This is a genomic window from Streptomyces sp. B1866 (assembly GCF_031932565.1).
Lineage (GTDB): Bacteria > Actinomycetota > Actinomycetes > Streptomycetales > Streptomycetaceae > Streptomyces.
Window position 1 is genome coordinate 1 of the sequence record NZ_JAVSCF010000146.1, and the last position, 16,107, is coordinate 16,107.

Genomic DNA, 16,107 nt, shown 5'->3' on the forward strand with positions numbered 1-16,107 from the left:
CGACCGGGCGCCCCGGCGGGGCCCGGTGCCCGGCCGGGGCGGTCCCGCGCGGGCCCGATCCGGCCTCGTCCACCGCGCGGCCCGGCCCCGGGCGGCGCGCTGTACGGTGCGGTCCCGTCCCCCGCCGTACGGTCCCGTACCCCGGCCGGCCCCGCGCAGCCGGCCCTCGCCCCCCCCGAGATCCCCCGAGATCCCTGAGATCGCCGAGATCCCCNCCCGAGATCCCCCGAGATCCCTGAGATCGCCGAGATCCCCGAGATCCACTGACGAGAAAGCAGACCTCCCGTGCTGACCGTCGATTTCTCCCGCTTTCCGCTCGCCGCAGGCGACCGCGTCCTCGACCTGGGCTGCGGCGCCGGACGGCACGCCTTCGAGTGCTACCGGCGCGGCGCCCGGGTCGTGGCCCTGGACCGCGACGGCGACGAGATCCGCGAGGTCGCCAAGTGGTTCGCGGCCATGAAGGAGGCCGGCGAGGCCCCGGCCGGCGCCACCGCCACGGCCATGGAGGGCGACGCGCTCGCCCTGCCCTTCCCCGACGAGAGCTTCGACGTCGTGATCATCTCCGAGGTGATGGAGCACATCCCCGACGACAAGGGCGTGCTCGCCGAGATGGTCCGCGTGCTCAGGGCGGGCGGCCGGATCGCCGTCACCGTGCCGCGCTACGGCCCGGAGCGGATCTGCTGGGCGCTGTCGGACGAGTACCACGCCAACGAGGGCGGCCACATCCGCATCTACCGGGGCGACGAACTCCTCGGCAGGATGCGCGAGGCGGGCCTGCGCCCGTACGGCACCCACCACGCGCACGCCCTGCACAGCCCGTACTGGTGGCTCAAGTGCGCCTTCGGCGTGAACAAGGAGGGCGACGCCGCGCCGCTGCCGGTGCGCGCCTACCACAAGCTGCTGGTCTGGGACATCGTCAAGCGGCCGCGCACCACCCGGGTCGCCGAGCGGCTGCTGGACCCGCTGATCGGCAAGAGCTTCGTGGCGTACGCGACCAAGCCGCACCTGCCCGCCGCGCCGGCCGCCTCAGCCGCCCCGGACGCCTCAGCCGCCGAGTCCGCCGCGTCGGCCGCCGAGTCCGCCGCCCCCCAGGGAGCGCGGGCGTGACGAGTCCGGGCCGTACCGAACGCCTGGTCCTGCCCGGCGTCCTCACCGCGGAGGAGGCCCTGCGGACCGTGGCGGGCATCGCGGCCGTGCAGCGCGAAGACGGCGCCATACCCTGGTTCCGCGGCCACCACCTCGACCCCTGGGACCACGTCGAGTCCGCCATGGCCCTGGACGCGGCGGGCGAGCACGAGCGCGCCGAGGCCGCCTACCGCTGGCTGGCCGACCACCAGAACCCGGACGGATCCTGGTACGCCGCCTACCCCGACACCCCGGTCGGGGTCGACACCGACCGGCCCGGCGACCGCGGCCGCGAGAGCAACTTCTGCGCGTACGTGGCCGCCGGCGTCTGGCACCACTACCTGTCCACCGGCGACGACGCGTTCCTGGACCGCATGTGGCCGACCGTCTTCTCCGCCGTCGAGTTCGTGCTGGCCCTCCAGCAGCCCGGCGGCCAGATCGGCTGGCGGCGCGACCCGGACGGCACCGCGCTCTCCGGCGCGCTGCTCACCGGCTGCTGCTCCATCTACCAGGCGCTGCGCTGCGCCCTGGCCATCGCCGAGCACCGCGAGGAGCCCCAGCCGGACTGGGAGCTGTCGGCCGGGCAGCTCGGCCACGCCATCCGGCGCCACCCGGAGCGGTTCCTGGACAAGGACCACTTCTCGATGGACTGGTACTACCCGGTCCTCGGCGGCGCCCTCACCGGGCCCGCCGCCGCGGCCCGCATCGAGGCGGGCTGGGAGCGGTTCGTGGTCCCCGGGATGGGAGTGCGCTGCCTGGTCCCCAACACCTGGATCACCGGGGGCGAGAGCTGCGAACTGGCGCTCGCGCTGTGGGCGATCGGCGAGTCGGACCGGGCCGTGGAGATACTGCGCTGGATACAGCCGTACCTGCGCGCGGAGGACGGCATGTACTGGACCGGGTACGACTACCACAACGCCCGGGTGTGGCCGAGGGAGCGCACCGCCTGGACGGCCGCGTCCCTGCTGCTCGCGGTGGCCGCGCTCGGCGGGGACGAGGCGACGGTGGCGGTCTTCAGCGGCGACCGGCTGCCGCGCGGGCTCGACGCCGACTGCTGCTGAGCGCCGACTCGACTGCTGCCGAGCCGGGCCCGCGAGAGGCGTCCGGACATACGACGGCCCTCCGCCCGGAAGACCCGGGCGGAGGGCCGTATCGCCCTGCGCGTCAGGCGCCTTGCGGCGCCCGGGACGTCAGCCGCGCTGGATTCCCGTCGTGTCCTGGAGGACGCCGCGCCGCCCGTCCTGGGTCTGCGCGACCAGCGCCTGGCCGCGCTGCTCCACCGCCAGGTACCAGGTACCGGGCGCCAGTTCGGCGATCGTCGAGGAGGAGCCGTCCTCGGAGAACAGCGGACGGGCCACCGGCACCGCGAACCAGAACGGCGCGAACTCCCCGGCGCCCGCCGCGGGCGCCGCGGGAGCGCTTGCCGCCGGCTGGCCGCCGTACGGCTGGCCCGGCTGGCCGCCGTAGGGCTGACCGGGCTGCGGGTAGCCGTACCCGGCCTGCGGCGCGCCGCCGTACGGGGCCGGGGCGGGGCCGCCGGCGCTCGCCAGCGGAGCCTTCAGAGCGGGGATACGGTCGGCGGCCAGCGCGGTGCCCGCCAGGACCAGCGTGGCGATGAAACCGAGGATCTCACCGACGCCCTTGTCGAGCCCGTCCGGGCCGCCGGCCAGCGTCCACAGCGACGACCAGGCGGCGGCGACGGTGAACGCGGTGCCCCACTGGGCCAGGGTGAGCCCGAGCAGGTTGCGGCCCGCGGGCTGGAAGCGCGCGCCGATGATCAGACCAGTGCCGATCAGACCCGTCAGGAAGATGGCGGGCAGCACGGGGAAGAAGTCCGAACTCCACCCGTTGTAACTGGGGCAGCCCGACTGGCCGTGGCAGTCGACGGAGTAGAAGTCCAGGAAGGAGGCGATGAACAGCAACACCGCTGCTCCGATCAGCACGCCGTCGCCTCTAGTGAGAGAGCGGATGTTCAAGGTGGGGTCCTTTGTCGGTCTCGTCTGAAAACGTGTTGCTTAATCGCCGGACGCATCGGCGCGAAGGCGCGGGGGCGGCCCCCATCGTACGGGTGGACGGGCGGCTGGAACCCTCGGGTGGTGCATCGGTATCCCCCTCGTGACCTCCCTGTTCCGGATCTGTACCGGACCCGGAGGGGTGATCCGGGCGAGAAGTCCGTAATGCCGTCCGTGGCCCCCCTGACGGGGTCCTTTGGATCGGGCATGTTGCCACAGTCGGGCAACAGTTGGGGAGCGCGGGAGTGGCGGGAAAGGTGAGGACACCGTGCGGTCGCCGGGCCCGGCCGCCGAAAAGTCCCGGCCACCGCGGGCTGACGGCGCCCGCCGCCTCAGCAGCCCGGGCCGGTGCGGCGCAGCACGCGCAGCGAGCCCGCCACCGACTCCTCGGTGAAGGCGCCCGACTCCAGCGCGCGCCGGTAGACGCGATAAGGCGCCTGCCCGCCGTCGGCCGGGTCGGGGAAGACGTCGTGGAAGACCAGCAGGCCGCCGGGCGCCAGGTGCGGGGCCCAGCCCTCGTAGTCCGCGCTCGCGTGCTCGTCGGTGTGCCCGCCGTCCACGAACACCAGGCCCAGCGGCGCGCCCCACAGCGCCGCGGCGCGCGGCGACGCGCCGACGACGGCGACGACGTGGTCCTCAAGCCCCGCCGCGTGCAGGGTGCGGCGGAAGGCGGGCAGGGTGTCCATCCGGCCGACCGCCGGGTCCACCAGCTCCGGGTCGTGGTACTCCCAGCCGGGCTGCTGCTCCTCGGAGCCGCGGTGGTGGTCGACGGTGACGGCGACGGTGCCCGCGTCGCGGGCGGCGGCGGCCAGCAGCAGGGTGGACCGGCCGCAGTAGGTGCCGACCTCCAGCAGCGGCAGGCCGAGGGCGGCGGCTTCGACGGCGGCCCGGTACAGGGCCAGGCCCTCGTCGGCGGGCATGAAGCCCTTGGCCGACTCGAAGGCGGCGAGGACGCGGGCGTCGGGGGCGGCGGCCGGGGCGCCGGGGGCTGGCTGGTGCACGCCGCCCATCGTGCCGCACGCGCGGGCTGCGGGGTACGCCGGGGTACGCCGGGGTGGGCGCGGACGCGCGGCCGGTACGCTGGGCGGATGTCCACCGGGGAGTCCTTGCGCGCCGCGCTCGACCGGCTGCTGGAAGGGGTGCCGCCGCGGCAGGCCGCGCGGGCCGTCGAGCGGCTGATGGCCAGCTACCGGGGGCCCACCCCGACCGGCGCGCCGGTGCTGCGGGACCGGGCCGACGCCGCCGCGTACGCCGCCTACCGGATGCCCGCGACCTACGAGGCCGTCGGCGCGGCGCTGGCGGCGCTGCGCGCGGCCGTACCCGACTGGGCCCCGGCCTCGCACGTCGACCTCGGCGGCGGCACGGGCGCGGCGGGCTGGGCGGTGGCCGCGGCCTGGCCGGAGGGGGAGCGCGCCACGACCGTGCTGGACTGGGCCGAGCCCGCGCTGGCGCTCGGCCGCGAGCTGGCCCGGGACGCGGCCTGTCAGGCGCTGCGCGGGGCGCGCTGGCAGCGGCAGGCGCTGGCCGCCGGACCGGCCCTGCCCGAGGGCACCGACCTGGTCACCGTGTCGTACGTGCTGGGCGAGCTGGACGCCGGCGGGCGGCGGGCCGTGGTGGACGCCGCGGCGCGGGCGCAGGTGGTGGTGCTGGTGGAGCCGGGCACGCCCGAGGGCTACCTGCGGGTGCGCGAGGCGCGCGAGCGGCTGGTGGCGGCGGGCCTGCGGGTGGTGGCGCCCTGCCCGCACAGCGACGCCTGCCCGGTGGTGCCGGGCGCGGACTGGTGCCACTTCGCGGCCCGGGTCGCCCGCTCGTCGCTGCACCGGCGGGTCAAGGGCGGTTCGCTGCCGTACGAGGACGAGAAGTTCAGCTACGTGGTGGCGGCCCGGTGGCAGGCGCCCGCCGCGGCCGGGCGCGTGGTGCGCCGGCCGCGGATCGCCAAGGGCCAGGTGCTGCTGGAGCTGTGCACGCCCGACGGCCTGCGCCGGGAGACGGTGACCAAGCGCCTGGGGCCGGTGTACCGCGCGGCGCGGGACACCGGCTGGGGCGACGCCTGGCCCCCATAGGCCCTGGCGGGCGCCTCTCAGGCGGGCTTGAGACCCGGGTTTCCGGCCTCGGAGACGAACGACGCGGCCGTGCTGACCGGGGCACCCGGGACGGTGACGGCGGGGAGCGTCTTGAAGTCGGCGCGGATGTGCTTGTCGTCCAGGGCGACCGTCACGTAGCCGCGGCGGCCGTTGTAGAACTTCATGTGCGGGTTGGCCGCCATGAACGTCGACCAGTTGGACGGCTTGTCCGTGCCGTCCCGGCCGCTGCTGACGGACGTGCCGACGAACTCCACGCCCACGGTCCGCGACGCCGGGTCGTTGAAGTCCTTCTTGATGTCGAGGGCGTAGTGGGTGTGCACGTCCCCGGACAGGACCGCGAGGTTGCGGACGCCCGCCTGCTCGGCGCCCGCGAGGATGCGCGCGCGGGAGGCCGGGTAGCCGTCCCAGGAGTCCATGGCGAGCTTGGAGCGCGCGTCGGTGGTGTTCTTGCGCTGGGCGAAGGTGACCTGCTGGGGGAGCACGTTCCACACCGCCGTGGAGGCGCGGAAGCCGTCGAGCAGCCACCGCTCCTGGGCGGCGCCGACCATGGTCCGCGCCGGGTCCTCGGACTCCGGGCCCGGGAACTGCCAGCCGTCGCCGTAGGCCTGGTCGGAGCGGTACTGGCGGGTGTCGAGGATGTCGAACTGGGCCAGCTTGCCGTACTCGAACCGGCGGTACAGGCGCATGTCGGGCCCGCTGGGCAGCTGCGGGGCGCGCAGCGGCATGTTCTCCCAGTACGCGCGGTAGGCGGCCGCGCGGCGGACCAGGAACTCCTCCGGCGGGTCGTCGTTCTCGTCGACGCCGCCGGCGTAGTTGTTCTCGGTCTCGTGGTCGTCCCAGGTCACGTACCACGGGAAGGCGGCGTGGGCGGCCTGGAGGTCCGCGTCGGACTTGTACAGCGCGTACCGCAGCCGGTAGTCCTCCAGGGTCACCGTCTCCCGGTCGAAGATCTCCGGCAGGGTGCGGTCGGTGTACTCGCGGGCGCCGCCGACCTCGTCGACCGCGTACTCGTACTGGTAGTCGCCGAGGTGGAAGACCAGGTCCAGGTTCTCGTCGGCCAGGTGGCGCAGCGCGGTGTAGTAGCCGTCGTGGTACGCCTGGCAGGACAGCACCCCGAAGCGCAGCGCGCCGACCTTGGCACCGGCGGCCGGCAGGGTGCGGGTGCGGCCGATGGGGCTCATCCACGACCCGGACCGGAAGCGGTAGTGGTACACGCGGTCGGCCTCCAGCGCGCCCACCTCGACGTGCACCGTGTAGTCGAACTCGGCGCGCGCGGTGGCCGTACCGCGCTGCGCCACCCGGGCGAACGCCTCGTCGTGGGCCACCTCCCAGTCGACGTCGACGGTGCCGGTGGGCGGCAGGCCGCCGCTCGGCTCGTACGGGCTCGGGGCGAGCCGGGTCCACAGCACCACCGAGTCGGGCAGCGGGTCGCCGGAGGCCACGCCGAGCGTGAAGGGATTGGCCGACAGCACGCGCGGGGGCAGCGCGGCCGCGTGCGCGTCGGGCAGGTTGGTGGTGAAGGCCAGCACGGCGGCCGCGCCGGTGACCGTGAGGACGCGGCGCCGGGTGAGACCGGCCGCCGCGGCCCGCAGCGCCTGCTGGTGTGAGACGTGTGCCATGTTCACTCTCCCCTGACTCGTCGCGTCAGAGGCATTGCAGGGGGGAGGGGCGGCGGGCGGTTGACCGGTGTACGACACACGCGTGGCGGTCAGGCGACGACCAGCGCCGAATGGGACGCTTGGGGCGGTACGGCGCGGAAACCGGGCCGGTGCGGAGCCGACCGTACCGCGGGCGGTGCCACGGGCGGCGGCGGCATGCCGGGCGGTGCGCGGGGCGTGACCGGGACGGGTGGCCGGCTGACGGCTGGGTGATCGTCACATAGCGCAGATATCCGGTGATTTGACTGGAGAATTCGCTACCTGGGGAAATTCACCCGAAAGAGTCGCACCTTTTGCCCTCCGTATGCGAGTTTGCGCCGGTCGGACGATGCGCGCGCGCACCACCGTACGCCCGCGTGCGCTCCGGAGCGTCCACGGGCTGTTCCCGACCCGCCGGGGTGTGGCATGGTCGTCTCTCCGGTACCTCCATGACCGAAGAGACCCGCCGTGCGTTCTCTCCCGCTCACCCTGGTCGCCCGCCTGCTGCCCGTGGCCCTGCTGGCCGTGGCCGGAGCCGCGATGACGGCCTCCGCCGACCCCGGCGACGCCGGCCCCCGGGCCGCCGCCTCGCCGAGCCCGTCCGCCTCCCACCAGGCCGCCGCCGGAGGAGACGGCGCCGCCCCGGACGGCGCCCGGCCCCCGGCCGACCCGTGCGCCGCCCTGCCGTCCGGCACCGTCCGCGGCCTGGTGCCCGGCGCCCGCACCGCGGGCACCGCGCTCGCGGTGAGCGACCCCACGCGCCGCGCCGGCTGCTCCTGGCACGCGCTGCACGGCTACGACTACCACTGGCTCGACGTCACCTACGACGTCACCCCCACCGCCCTCACCGTCACCCCCGCCGGCACACCCGTCCCCGGCCTCGGCGACGCGGCCGCGGCCCGCGACCGCCTCAGCACCGAGGACGGCCAGCAGACCCGCGAGACCACCGTCACCGTGCGCGCCGGGGGCACCCTCGTCACCGTCACCTACAGCGGCAGCGACTTCGAGACCCGCAAGGCCCCGGCCGCGGCGGCCCTGCGCGAGGGCGCGCTGCGCGCGGCGAAGGCGGCCCTGGGGGCGCTGGACGGCTGACGCGGCGCTTGCCCCGGCGGTGAGCTGGGCCGCTTGGCCGGTCAGGCAGGGGCGGTCAGCGTCCTGGCGCGGTCGAGGAAGTCGGAGGCTGCCGGGTTGTCGCGGTACGGGGCGAGCTGTTTGGCGAAGTCCCGGAGCTGGTCGGTGCTACGAGCCGAGTTGAGGTCGGCCAGCAACGTCAAAGACTCCGTGGCGAAGTCACAGGCGGCGTCCAACTCGCCTTGCTGGAGGTGAGCGGTGGCCATCCGGGACAGGTACATCGCATGGGTGCGTACGTACCCGGGCTCATAGGTGGCGTGGGCTGCTGCGAACCTCTGTTGAGCGTCGGCTGGACGGCCGAGGTCAAGCAGGCAGCTACCAGCCAGCACGTCGATGTCCGGTCGTGTCACCCAGTACGCCCAAGAGGGGTCGTCCTCGCTGGGCCCCTGGTCAACCAGGTCATCGGCTCGGCTGAGGGCCCGGAAGCAACCAGTGGCGTCGCCCGCCTTCGCCAGTGCACGGGCCTGCCGGGCGGCGAGCATCGCATCCACGGTCGGCGTGCTGCGGCCCCGGACGGCCGTCTGCGCCGTACGGACCATGGCCTCGGCGTCGCGCGGCTGCCCGACGCTGTACTGCTGGATGCTCGCGAACGCCAGCACGTTGGCCCCGAGTAGTACGTCGCGGCTGGAGTGGGCGGCCCGCAGGCCCGCCGCGAAGTAGCGCTGTGCCGCCGCGTGCCGACCGCTGTCGAACATCATCCAGCCGCACATCCGGGACAGGTCGGCCGCCTGCCCGTACAGCCGCCTGCCCACGGCCTCGGTGTACCGGGCCTCGCGGAGGAGGCGGGTGACCAGGGCCAGCAGTCCCTGGGCCTCCAGGACGAGGTCGCCGCCGCCGTGCGCGTCGTCGTCGCGTCGCAGGTCGGCGATGCGGACGTCCGTCCGGTCGACCATCGACGCGTTGACGCGGCGTCCCTCGCCCGTGACGGCATGGGCTATGTCCGGCTCGGCCGTGAGCCAGGAGTGGAGTAATGCCGTCAGCGGGACCCCGGTGAGCACCAGAAATCGGCGCCGCTCCATGGCCACCCCTCTCTGTACCTCGTCCAGAACCTCCACGGTACCCGCGTCGGTCCATGGCCTGTACAGCTCAGGCAGCTCCGGCGCGGGCAGCCAATAGGGCCACACCGCCGCCGCCCGTACCTCGTCGTCCACCTCGAAGACGGCGGCGGGCGGCCCTCACCGCCGCACTGGCCTCCGGCACGGGGACCTGACACCCGCCGCACCCCCTCCCGTCCCGATTCCACCGCCGTCTTCAGGAAGGACGCATGTCCGCCGACCACGAGCGCGAGCCCGCCGGGCACCGGATCCGCGCCGCCGCCCTCATCCACAGCACCACACCCCGGGGCCTCGCCGTCCTGCTCGTCGAGCCCTACGGCCCGCCCGGCCTGCGGCTCCCCGGCGGGCCGGTCGCCCCGGGGACGGCGCCGCACCTGGCCCTGGCCGCAGGGGTGTTCCAGCAGACCGGCCTGCACATTCCGCCGCCGGTCCGGCTGCTGGCCGTGGACGTGCCGGGGCCCGGGGCCGACGTGGCGGCCGACGTGGTGCTGCTGTACGACGGCGGAAGCGCCTACCACACCGCGCCGGTCACCCTGGGCCGGGACCTGCGCGCGTACGCCTGGACCGCGCACGGTGACCTGGAGGGCTTCGCCGAGCCGTACGAGGAGAGCCGCACCCGCGCCGCGCTGCTGGCCGCCGAGACCGGGACCACCGCCTACCTGGCCGACGGCCGCCCCGTCACCGGCCAGACCGGCCAGACCGACCGGGCCGCCTCATGAGGACGGGCGGACCCGGAACCGCCGCCGGCCGTCCGCTGACCAGGACCGGGCAGGTCGCCCAGGCCGTCAGGAAGCTCGTGGCCGAGGGGACGTGGCCGCCTGGATACCGTATCCAGGTCGGGGAACTCGCCCGCGACCACGGCCTGCACGCGGAGACGGTGCGCCTGGCGCTGCGGGCCCTGGTCGCCGAACGCATCCTCACCGCCGCGCCCAGGCAGGGCTTCTGGGTGCGTGACCCGACGCAGGACGACGGCGACCCGCCGGACGCCCAGCAGAGATTCACGCGGGCGATGCGCCGGGCGATCGCCGACGGCACGTATCCGCCGGGCACGGTCCTGCCGTCCCAGGGCGCGCTGTGCCGCCTGTTCGGCTCCAACCGCAACGCCGTGTCCCGGGGCATGCGGAGCCTGCGGGCCGAGGGCCTGGTGGAGATACAGTCCGGCGTCGGCACCCGGGTGATCGGCGAGGCGCCGCCCGCCCGCCCGCCGTCACCTCCGTACGACGCGGACCGGCCGCCGCTGTCCAAACGCAGGGCGGTCGCGGACGCGGTCCGCCGGGCGATCGCCGACGGCACCCTCACCCCCGGCAGCCGCCTGCCCCAGGCCGATCTGGGCCAGAGGTACGGCGCCTCCCTCAGCACCGTCGGCCGCGCCATGGCGGACCTGCGGGCCGAGGGACTGGTCGAGGGGTGCGAGGGACAGGGCGTGTGGGTGGCCGGCGGCGCCTGCCCCGCGCCGTCCGGCGGGCCGTCCGGCGACCGGCCGGTGACGGCCGTGCCCAGCGGCGGCGGCGACGGCGACCGTGTCGCCCGGCTGCTTCAGGACCGCATCGTCAGCGGCGCCTACCCGCCCGGGCGGCGCCTGGTCCTCGCGGACCTCGCCCGCGAGCACGGCGTGACCGCGCACGCGGCCCGCCGGGCGCTGACGCTGCTGCGCGCGGCCGGGCTGGTCGACCGCTACCGCAGGCGGGGCACGTTCGTACGGGATCTCCCGCTTCCGGGCGGACAGCGGTCCTGACCAGGATCGGGAGCCGAAACGGGTCGGTGCGGCGGACGAGTCGGCCTGTACGCCGGGTTCTGTCTCCCAGGGTCCTCGCGGTCCCCGGGGAGGCGGCCATCCATCTAGGACCGGCGTTGCCGCCGGCCTCGTGCGGTCTACCCGCGGACTCGGGCGGGCAGCCCTCGAACGTCCGCGCAGAGCCGCACGCTATTCCTGTGCGGCTCCTCTTGACCTTGCTCCAGGTGGGGTTTACCGAGCCGTCCGGGTCACCCCGGACGCTGGTGGTCTCTTACACCACCGTTTCACCCTTACCGGGCGCCTGTGAGGCCCCGGCGGTCTGTTTTCTGTGGCACTGTCCCGCGGGTCACCCCGGGTGGGCGTTACCCACCACCCTGCCCTGTGGAGCCCGGACGTTCCTCGGCGGGATCTGGTAAGACCCCGACGCGACCGCCCGGCCGGCTCGTCCGCCGTGATCACCATGGTACCCGCCCGGCCTGGGGCTCAGACGAAGTCGGCCGTCTCCAGCGTGAAGGAGAAGGGCGCGGGGAGGTCGAGCTGCTTACCGAAGGGGACCGTGTCCATCTGCCCGTAGTCGTCCTTCTCCGGGTCGCTGAACAGCGTCACCGAACTCCTCTCGCGGTCGACCAGGAGGTAGAGGGGGATGCCGCCGCGCGCGTAGCAGTGGCGCTTGGCCGTGCGGTCGCGGTCTGCCCAGGCGGAGGTCACCTCGCAGACCATGGCGACACCGTCGCAGGGCATCCAGGGCTCGGCGTGGTGGAAGAGGTGCAACGTGGCGGGGGCGAACGTCCAGTCCGGAATCACGTGGTTCTTCGGGCAGAGCCCACCGCGCGGAACCTTGAGTCCTTTGTTGCCGGAGACGTCCATGTCGGACGCGGACTTCCTGATCACCTGATTCGCGATCCGGCTCAGGTTGTTCTCGTGGTCGCCGTTCGGTGGCGGCGTCACTACGATCTCCCCCTCGATCAACTCGGCCCGGAAGCCCTCCGGCGTCTTCAGGGCCAGAAAACCCTCCAGCAGGGTGTCTCTTTCTGCCTGCGTGAGCGGTTCGTGTGCCATGGCGGTCATGCCACGCCCCTTCCCTGTTCCGTGCACAGCGTAGGTACCGAGGGGGATCGGCGCCGTGCGGGAAAGCCCTTCTCACTCGATCGTGTCACACGGCGGACGTCGGTGGACAGCATCCGGGGCCGGGTCCGGAAGGCCGTAGGCTGCGGGCCGGGATCCGTCGATGGAACACAGAAGGCAGGAAGACACCGTGCTCGTGCTGTTGCCGCCGTCCGAGGGGAAGGCCGCGCCCGGGCGCGGCAAGCCGCTGGACCTGGGGTCGCTGTCGCTGCCGGAGCTGACGGACGCGCGGGAGGCGGTGCTGGACGCGCTGGTGTCGCTGTGCGCGGGCGATGAGGACAAGGCCCTGGACGTGCTGGGGCTCGGCCCCGGGCTGCGTGGCGAGGTCGCCAAGAACGCCGCGCTGCGCACCGCGGGCACCCGGCCCGCCGAGCGGGTCTACACCGGCGTGCTGTACGACGCGCTCGGCCTCGCCGAACTGGACGCGGCCGCGCGGCGCCGGGCCCGGCGGTCGCTGCTGGTGTTCTCCGGGCTGTGGGGGGCCGTGCGCGTCGGGGACCGCATCCCCTCCTACCGGTGTCCGGTGGGCGTCAAGCTGCCCGGTCTCGGCGCGCTCGGCCCGTACTGGCGCCGCCACCTCGGCGCCGTGCTGCCGCAGGCCGCCGCGCGTGCCCGGCTCGTGCTGGACCTGCGGTCGGCCGCGTACGCGGCGGCCTGGCGGCCGGCCGGGGAGCTGGCGGAGCGTACGGCCACGGTGCGGGTGCTGCACGGTGGCGCGGTCGTCAGCCACTTCAACAAGGCCACCAAGGGCCGGATCGTCCGCGACCTGCTGACCTCCGGGGCCGACCCGGCCGGGCCCGCCGAGCTGGCCGGGGTGCTGCGCGACCTGGGGTACGCGGTCACCGCCGCGGCCCCGGAGCGGGCCGGGCGGGGTTGGGCGCTGGACGTGGAGGTCGAGGAGCTGTAGTCCCCCCGCGGGGGCCCGGGACGCGGTCCCGCGCGGGGCGGCTCCGGCGGGCGATCGGCCCGCCCCGGCCCGGCCCGCGTGCCCGGCGCGCCCCGGCCCCGCGCCCGGCCCGCGCGGCTCAGCGCAGGTGCGCCGTGTCGTTCAGCAGCCGCAGCGACGTCCTGCCGTCCGCGTAGTACTGCACCACCGACAGCGACGCCGCCGACAGCTCCATGCGGAACAGCGACTCCGGCGGCGCGCCCAGCGCCAGCCGTACGAGCGTCTTGATGGGCGTCACGTGGGAGACCACGAGCACGGTGCGGCCCGCGTACCGGGCGATCAGCTTGTCGCGGGACAGCGCCACGCGGCGGGACACGGCCGCGAAGCTCTCGCCGCCGCCGGTGGGGGCAGTCTTGGGGGAGGCCAGCCACGCGTTCAGGTCGGCCGGGTGGCGTTCGCGGACCTCCGCGAAGGTCAGGCCCTCCCACGCGCCGAAGTCGGTCTCCCGCAGGCCCTCGTCCACCCGTACGTCCAGGCCCAGCCGGGCGGCGGCCGCGTCGGCCGTCTGCCGGGCGCGCAGCAGCGGCGAGCTGACCACGGCCTGCACGGTGCCGCGCGCGGCCAGCGCCGCCGCGGTCAGTTCGGCCTGGCGGCGGCCCTCGGGCGACAGGGCGGGGTCGGCGTCGCCGCCGCTGCCGGAGAAGCGCTTCTGCGGGGTGAGCGCGGTCTCACCGTGCCGCAGCAGGACGAACGTGGCGGGCGTGCCCAGGTCCGCGGGCGCCCCCCAGCCGACGGCCGGAGCCGGAGCGGGGGTGTCGGCGGGGGCCGGGGCGGGCTCGGACGCGGCCGTCTCGCCGGTGTCCGCCGGCAGCACGGCCTCCGGCGCCGCCGCGCCGCCGCCCGGCCGCCACCGCTGGCCGCGCCGACCCGCGTCCATCGCCTCGTTGGCCAGCCGGTCCGCGCGCTTGTTGCGCTCGCGCGGGATCCACTCGTACGTCACCTGGGAGGCCGGGAAGACCGTCCTGGCCTCGGCCGCCAGCGGCCGCATGTCCGGGTGCTTGATCTTCCAGCGGCCGGACATCTGCTCCACGACCAGCTTGGAGTCCATGCGCACCCGCACCACGGCCTCCGGGTCCAGCTCGCGTGCGGCGCGCAGGCCGGCGATCAGGCCGCGGTACTCGGCGACGTTGTTGGTGGCCGTGCCGATGTACTCGGCGGTCTCGGCCAGCGGCTCGCCCGTCACCTGGTCCAGCACCACCGCGCCGTACCCGGCGGGCCCCGGGTTGCCCCGCGAGCCGCCGTCCGCCTCCACCACGAAGCGGCGTGCCATCACAGGCCCGACTTGGGCGTGCGGACCAGGATGCGGCGGCAGTTCTCGCACCGCACCACGGCGTCCGCGGGGGCGGCCCGCAGGTCGTTGATCTCGGTGATGTTCAGCTCCAGCCGGCAGCCCTCGCAGCGCCGCTGGTAGAGCCGGGCCGCGCCCACGCCGCCCTGCTGCTCGCGCAGCTTGTCGTACAGCTTCAGCAGGTCGGCGGGCAGGGCCGCGGCGGTCGTGGCGCGCTCCTGGGTGACGCTCGCCGTCTCCTCGTCGATCTCCCGCGCGGCCGCGTCGCGGCGGGCGGTGGCGTCGGCGACCTTGGCCTCCAGCGACTCCACGCGCCCGGTCAGCTCGGTGATCCGCTCCTGCGCGGACTCCCGGCGCTCCATGACCTCCAGCACGATGTCCTCCAGGTCGCTCTGCCGCCTGGCGAGCGAGGCGATCTCGTGCTGGAGGCTCTCCAGGTCCTTCGGGGAGGTGACCGCGCCGGAGTCGAGGCGCTTCTGGTCGCGGGCGGCGCGCTGGCGCACCTGCTCCACGTCCTGCTCCGCCTTGGCCTGCTCGCGGGCGGTGTCGCCCTCCTCGGTCTGCGCGGCGACCAGCAGGGCGCGCAGCGCCGCCAGGTCGGCGGTCAGGGTCTCGATCTCCGCGTGCTCGGGCAGGGTCCTGCGCTTGTGCGCGAGCTGGGTGAGGCGGAGGTCGAGGGCCTGGACGTCGAGGAGGCGGATCTGGTCAGCGGGCGCGGCGTTCAGCGGGGGGCTCCTGAGGTGTGGTCAGCGGGAGTGAGGGCGCCCGGCGCGGCGGCGGGCACGGCGCGGGCCGGGGTGTGGGCCGCGGTGTGGGCCGTCCATGGATCGGTGGCGGTGCGGGAGACGTGGGTGCGCAGGCTCCAGCCGTGCCGGTCGGAGATCTCGTCCAGCTGGGCGGCGGCCTGCTCCACCCACGGCCACTCGGTGGCCCAGTGCGCCGCGTCCACCAGCGCCAGGTCGCTGTGCTCGCGGGCCTCGGAGGCCGGGTGGTGGCGCAGGTCGGCGGTGAGGTAGGCGTCCACGCCCGCCGCGCGTACCTGGTCGAAGAGGCTGTCGCCCGAGCCGCCGCACACGGCGACGGTCCGGATCGTACGGTCCGGGTCGCCGGCCACCCGGATGCCCTGCGCGGTCGCGGGCAGCCGCTCGGCGGCCCGGCGCGCGAAGGCGGCCAGCGGCTCGGGAGCGGGCAGTTCGCAGATCCGGCCGAGCCCCCGGCGGCCCGCCGGGTCGGCCGGGTCGGGCACCAGCGGGCCGGTGACGCGCAGGTCGAGCGCGCCGGCCAGGGCGTCGGACACGCCGGGGTCGGCGCGGTCGGCGTTGGTGTGCGCGACGTGCAGGGCGACGCCGTGGCGGATGAGGGTGTGCACGACGCGGCCCTTGAAGGTGGTGGCCGCGACCGTGGTCGTGCCGCGCAGGTACAGCGGGTGGTGGGTGACCAGCAGGTCGGCGCCGAGCGTGACCGCCTCGTCGGCCACCTCCCGGACCGGGTCGACGGCGAACAGCACGCGTCTCACCTCGGCGTCCGGGTCGCCGCAGACGGTGCCCACGGCGTCCCACTGCTCGGCCCGCTCGGGGGGCCACAGGGCGTCGAGTTCGGCGAGGACGTCGATGAGTGCGGGCACGGTCATGAGGTTACCTCCCAGGCCCGTTGCCATGCCCGCGAGCCGGTGCGGCGCCGGTCCGGCACCGCCGGGCGCGCCCGGGACCCGGCACACGCGCGTGGCGGCGTTCCGGGAATCAGACGAGAGCCACCCTTATGTGTGAAGGATTCCGGTTCCGGGCCTTCGGGGTGATGCGTCCTGACTACGTTCGGTCGTCGGAGGTGACTCGACGATGACGGCCTGTGCCACCGAGACCGGGACCGCGACGGGGAGGACGGAGACGCCGGGAGCGCCGGGGACGGCGGGGACGGCGGGGACGCCGGCGGCGCCGGCGGCGCCGGGGAGGGGCGCGCAGCCGCCCGCCCG

15 protein-coding genes and 1 other RNA gene are annotated in these 16,107 nt (G+C 75.1%); 7 read left to right on the top strand and 9 right to left on the bottom strand.

The annotated features are described in order from the left end of the window. Positions 1–285: 285 nt before the first annotated feature. Both RKE29_RS18935 and RKE29_RS18940 read left to right on the top strand, forming a co-directional pair. Complete coding sequence (locus RKE29_RS18935; RefSeq protein WP_312006621.1) at positions 286–1,107, top strand: class I SAM-dependent methyltransferase; 822 nt, start codon at positions 286–288, stop codon at positions 1,105–1,107. After that, positions 1,104–2,186 (top strand): prenyltransferase, encoded by a 1,083-nt coding sequence (locus RKE29_RS18940; RefSeq protein WP_312006622.1) that lies wholly within the window; start codon positions 1,104–1,106, stop codon positions 2,184–2,186. Before RKE29_RS18935 ends, RKE29_RS18940 begins: the two co-directional genes overlap by 4 nt. A 129-nt stretch (positions 2,187–2,315) precedes the next feature. Here RKE29_RS18940 and RKE29_RS18945 read toward each other — a convergent pair whose 3' ends face one another. Further along, a complete protein-coding gene (locus tag RKE29_RS18945; RefSeq protein ID WP_312006623.1) occupies positions 2,316–3,101 on the bottom strand; it encodes a hypothetical protein in 786 nt (261 codons plus the stop codon). 368 nt (positions 3,102–3,469) lie between these two features. Continuing rightward, positions 3,470–4,057, bottom strand: coding sequence for a class I SAM-dependent methyltransferase (locus RKE29_RS18950; RefSeq protein ID WP_312006634.1), 588 nt, complete (start codon positions 4,055–4,057; stop codon positions 3,470–3,472). 168 nt (positions 4,058–4,225) lie between these two features. On the opposite strand from RKE29_RS18950, the gene RKE29_RS18955 reads away from it, so the two are divergent. Next, a complete protein-coding gene (locus RKE29_RS18955) occupies positions 4,226–5,200 on the top strand; it encodes a small ribosomal subunit Rsm22 family protein (RefSeq protein WP_312006624.1) in 975 nt (324 codons plus the stop codon). Between the two features lie 17 nt (positions 5,201–5,217). Here RKE29_RS18955 and RKE29_RS18960 read toward each other — a convergent pair whose 3' ends face one another. Further along, a complete protein-coding gene (locus RKE29_RS18960; RefSeq protein ID WP_312006625.1) occupies positions 5,218–6,840 on the bottom strand; it encodes an alkaline phosphatase D family protein in 1,623 nt (540 codons plus the stop codon). Between the two features lie 486 nt (positions 6,841–7,326). Here RKE29_RS18960 and RKE29_RS18965 point away from each other — a divergent pair, with 486 nt between their 5' ends. Then, positions 7,327–7,950 (top strand): hypothetical protein, encoded by a 624-nt coding sequence (locus tag RKE29_RS18965; RefSeq protein WP_312006627.1) that lies wholly within the window; start codon positions 7,327–7,329, stop codon positions 7,948–7,950. A 41-nt stretch (positions 7,951–7,991) separates the two neighbouring features. Here RKE29_RS18965 and RKE29_RS18970 read toward each other — a convergent pair whose 3' ends face one another. Then, positions 7,992–9,044, bottom strand: coding sequence for an XRE family transcriptional regulator (locus tag RKE29_RS18970; protein ID WP_312006629.1), 1,053 nt, complete (start codon positions 9,042–9,044; stop codon positions 7,992–7,994). Between the two features lie 209 nt (positions 9,045–9,253). Between RKE29_RS18970 and RKE29_RS18975 the strand changes: the two genes are divergently transcribed. Continuing rightward, positions 9,254–9,763 (top strand): hypothetical protein, encoded by a 510-nt coding sequence (locus tag RKE29_RS18975; RefSeq protein ID WP_312006630.1) that lies wholly within the window; start codon positions 9,254–9,256, stop codon positions 9,761–9,763. Further along, positions 9,760–10,779 (top strand): GntR family transcriptional regulator, encoded by a 1,020-nt coding sequence (locus RKE29_RS18980; protein WP_312006631.1) that lies wholly within the window; start codon positions 9,760–9,762, stop codon positions 10,777–10,779. Before RKE29_RS18975 ends, RKE29_RS18980 begins: the two co-directional genes overlap by 4 nt. 32 nt (positions 10,780–10,811) lie before the next feature. Here the strand turns inward: RKE29_RS18980 and rnpB are convergent. Together rnpB and RKE29_RS18990 are read right to left on the bottom strand one after the other, a co-directional pair. Further along, positions 10,812–11,224, bottom strand: an RNA gene (gene rnpB, locus RKE29_RS18985) — RNase P RNA component class A. A 38-nt stretch (positions 11,225–11,262) separates the two neighbouring features. Then, positions 11,263–11,838: a Uma2 family endonuclease gene (locus RKE29_RS18990; RefSeq protein WP_312006635.1), complete on the bottom strand. Its 576-nt coding sequence runs from the start codon at positions 11,836–11,838 to the stop codon at positions 11,263–11,265. A gap of 196 nt (positions 11,839–12,034) precedes the next feature. Here RKE29_RS18990 and yaaA point away from each other — a divergent pair, with 196 nt between their 5' ends. Further along, a complete protein-coding gene (gene yaaA, locus RKE29_RS18995) occupies positions 12,035–12,811 on the top strand; it encodes a peroxide stress protein YaaA (protein WP_312006632.1) in 777 nt (258 codons plus the stop codon). Positions 12,812–12,929: 118 nt separating this feature from the next. Here the strand turns inward: yaaA and RKE29_RS19000 are convergent, their stop codons facing one another. Genes RKE29_RS19000 through RKE29_RS19010 form a run of 3 tightly spaced genes read right to left on the bottom strand, consistent with a single transcriptional unit; the run spans position 12,930 to position 15,762 of the window. Next, complete coding sequence (locus RKE29_RS19000) at positions 12,930–14,120, bottom strand: bifunctional RNase H/acid phosphatase (protein ID WP_312006633.1); 1,191 nt, start codon at positions 14,118–14,120, stop codon at positions 12,930–12,932. Next, complete coding sequence (locus tag RKE29_RS19005; protein WP_312006636.1) at positions 14,120–14,863, bottom strand: C4-type zinc ribbon domain-containing protein; 744 nt, start codon at positions 14,861–14,863, stop codon at positions 14,120–14,122. The genes RKE29_RS19000 and RKE29_RS19005 overlap by 1 nt, the downstream gene beginning before the upstream one ends. After that, a complete protein-coding gene (locus tag RKE29_RS19010; protein WP_312006638.1) occupies positions 14,860–15,762 on the bottom strand; it encodes a Nif3-like dinuclear metal center hexameric protein in 903 nt (300 codons plus the stop codon). Before RKE29_RS19010 ends, RKE29_RS19005 begins: the two co-directional genes overlap by 4 nt. Positions 15,763–16,107 lie beyond the last annotated feature (345 nt).

Bases quoted from the DNA above. Each gene is read 5' to 3' on its own strand.
- RKE29_RS18950 (WP_312006634.1), bottom strand. From the start codon at position 4,057: ATGCCCGCCGACGAGGGCCTGGCCCTGTACCGGGCCGCCGTCGAAGCC.
- RKE29_RS18955 (WP_312006624.1), top strand. From the start codon at position 4,226: ATGTCCACCGGGGAGTCCTTGCGCGCCGCGCTCGACCGGCTGCTGGAA.
- RKE29_RS18960 (WP_312006625.1), bottom strand. From the start codon at position 6,840: ATGGCACACGTCTCACACCAGCAGGCGCTGCGGGCCGCGGCGGCCGGT.
- RKE29_RS18975 (WP_312006630.1), top strand. From the start codon at position 9,254: ATGTCCGCCGACCACGAGCGCGAGCCCGCCGGGCACCGGATCCGCGCC.
- RKE29_RS18980 (WP_312006631.1), top strand. From the start codon at position 9,760: ATGAGGACGGGCGGACCCGGAACCGCCGCCGGCCGTCCGCTGACCAGG.
- RKE29_RS18990 (WP_312006635.1), bottom strand. From the start codon at position 11,838: ATGGCACACGAACCGCTCACGCAGGCAGAAAGAGACACCCTGCTGGAG.
- RKE29_RS19000 (WP_312006633.1), bottom strand. From the start codon at position 14,120: ATGGCACGCCGCTTCGTGGTGGAGGCGGACGGCGGCTCGCGGGGCAAC.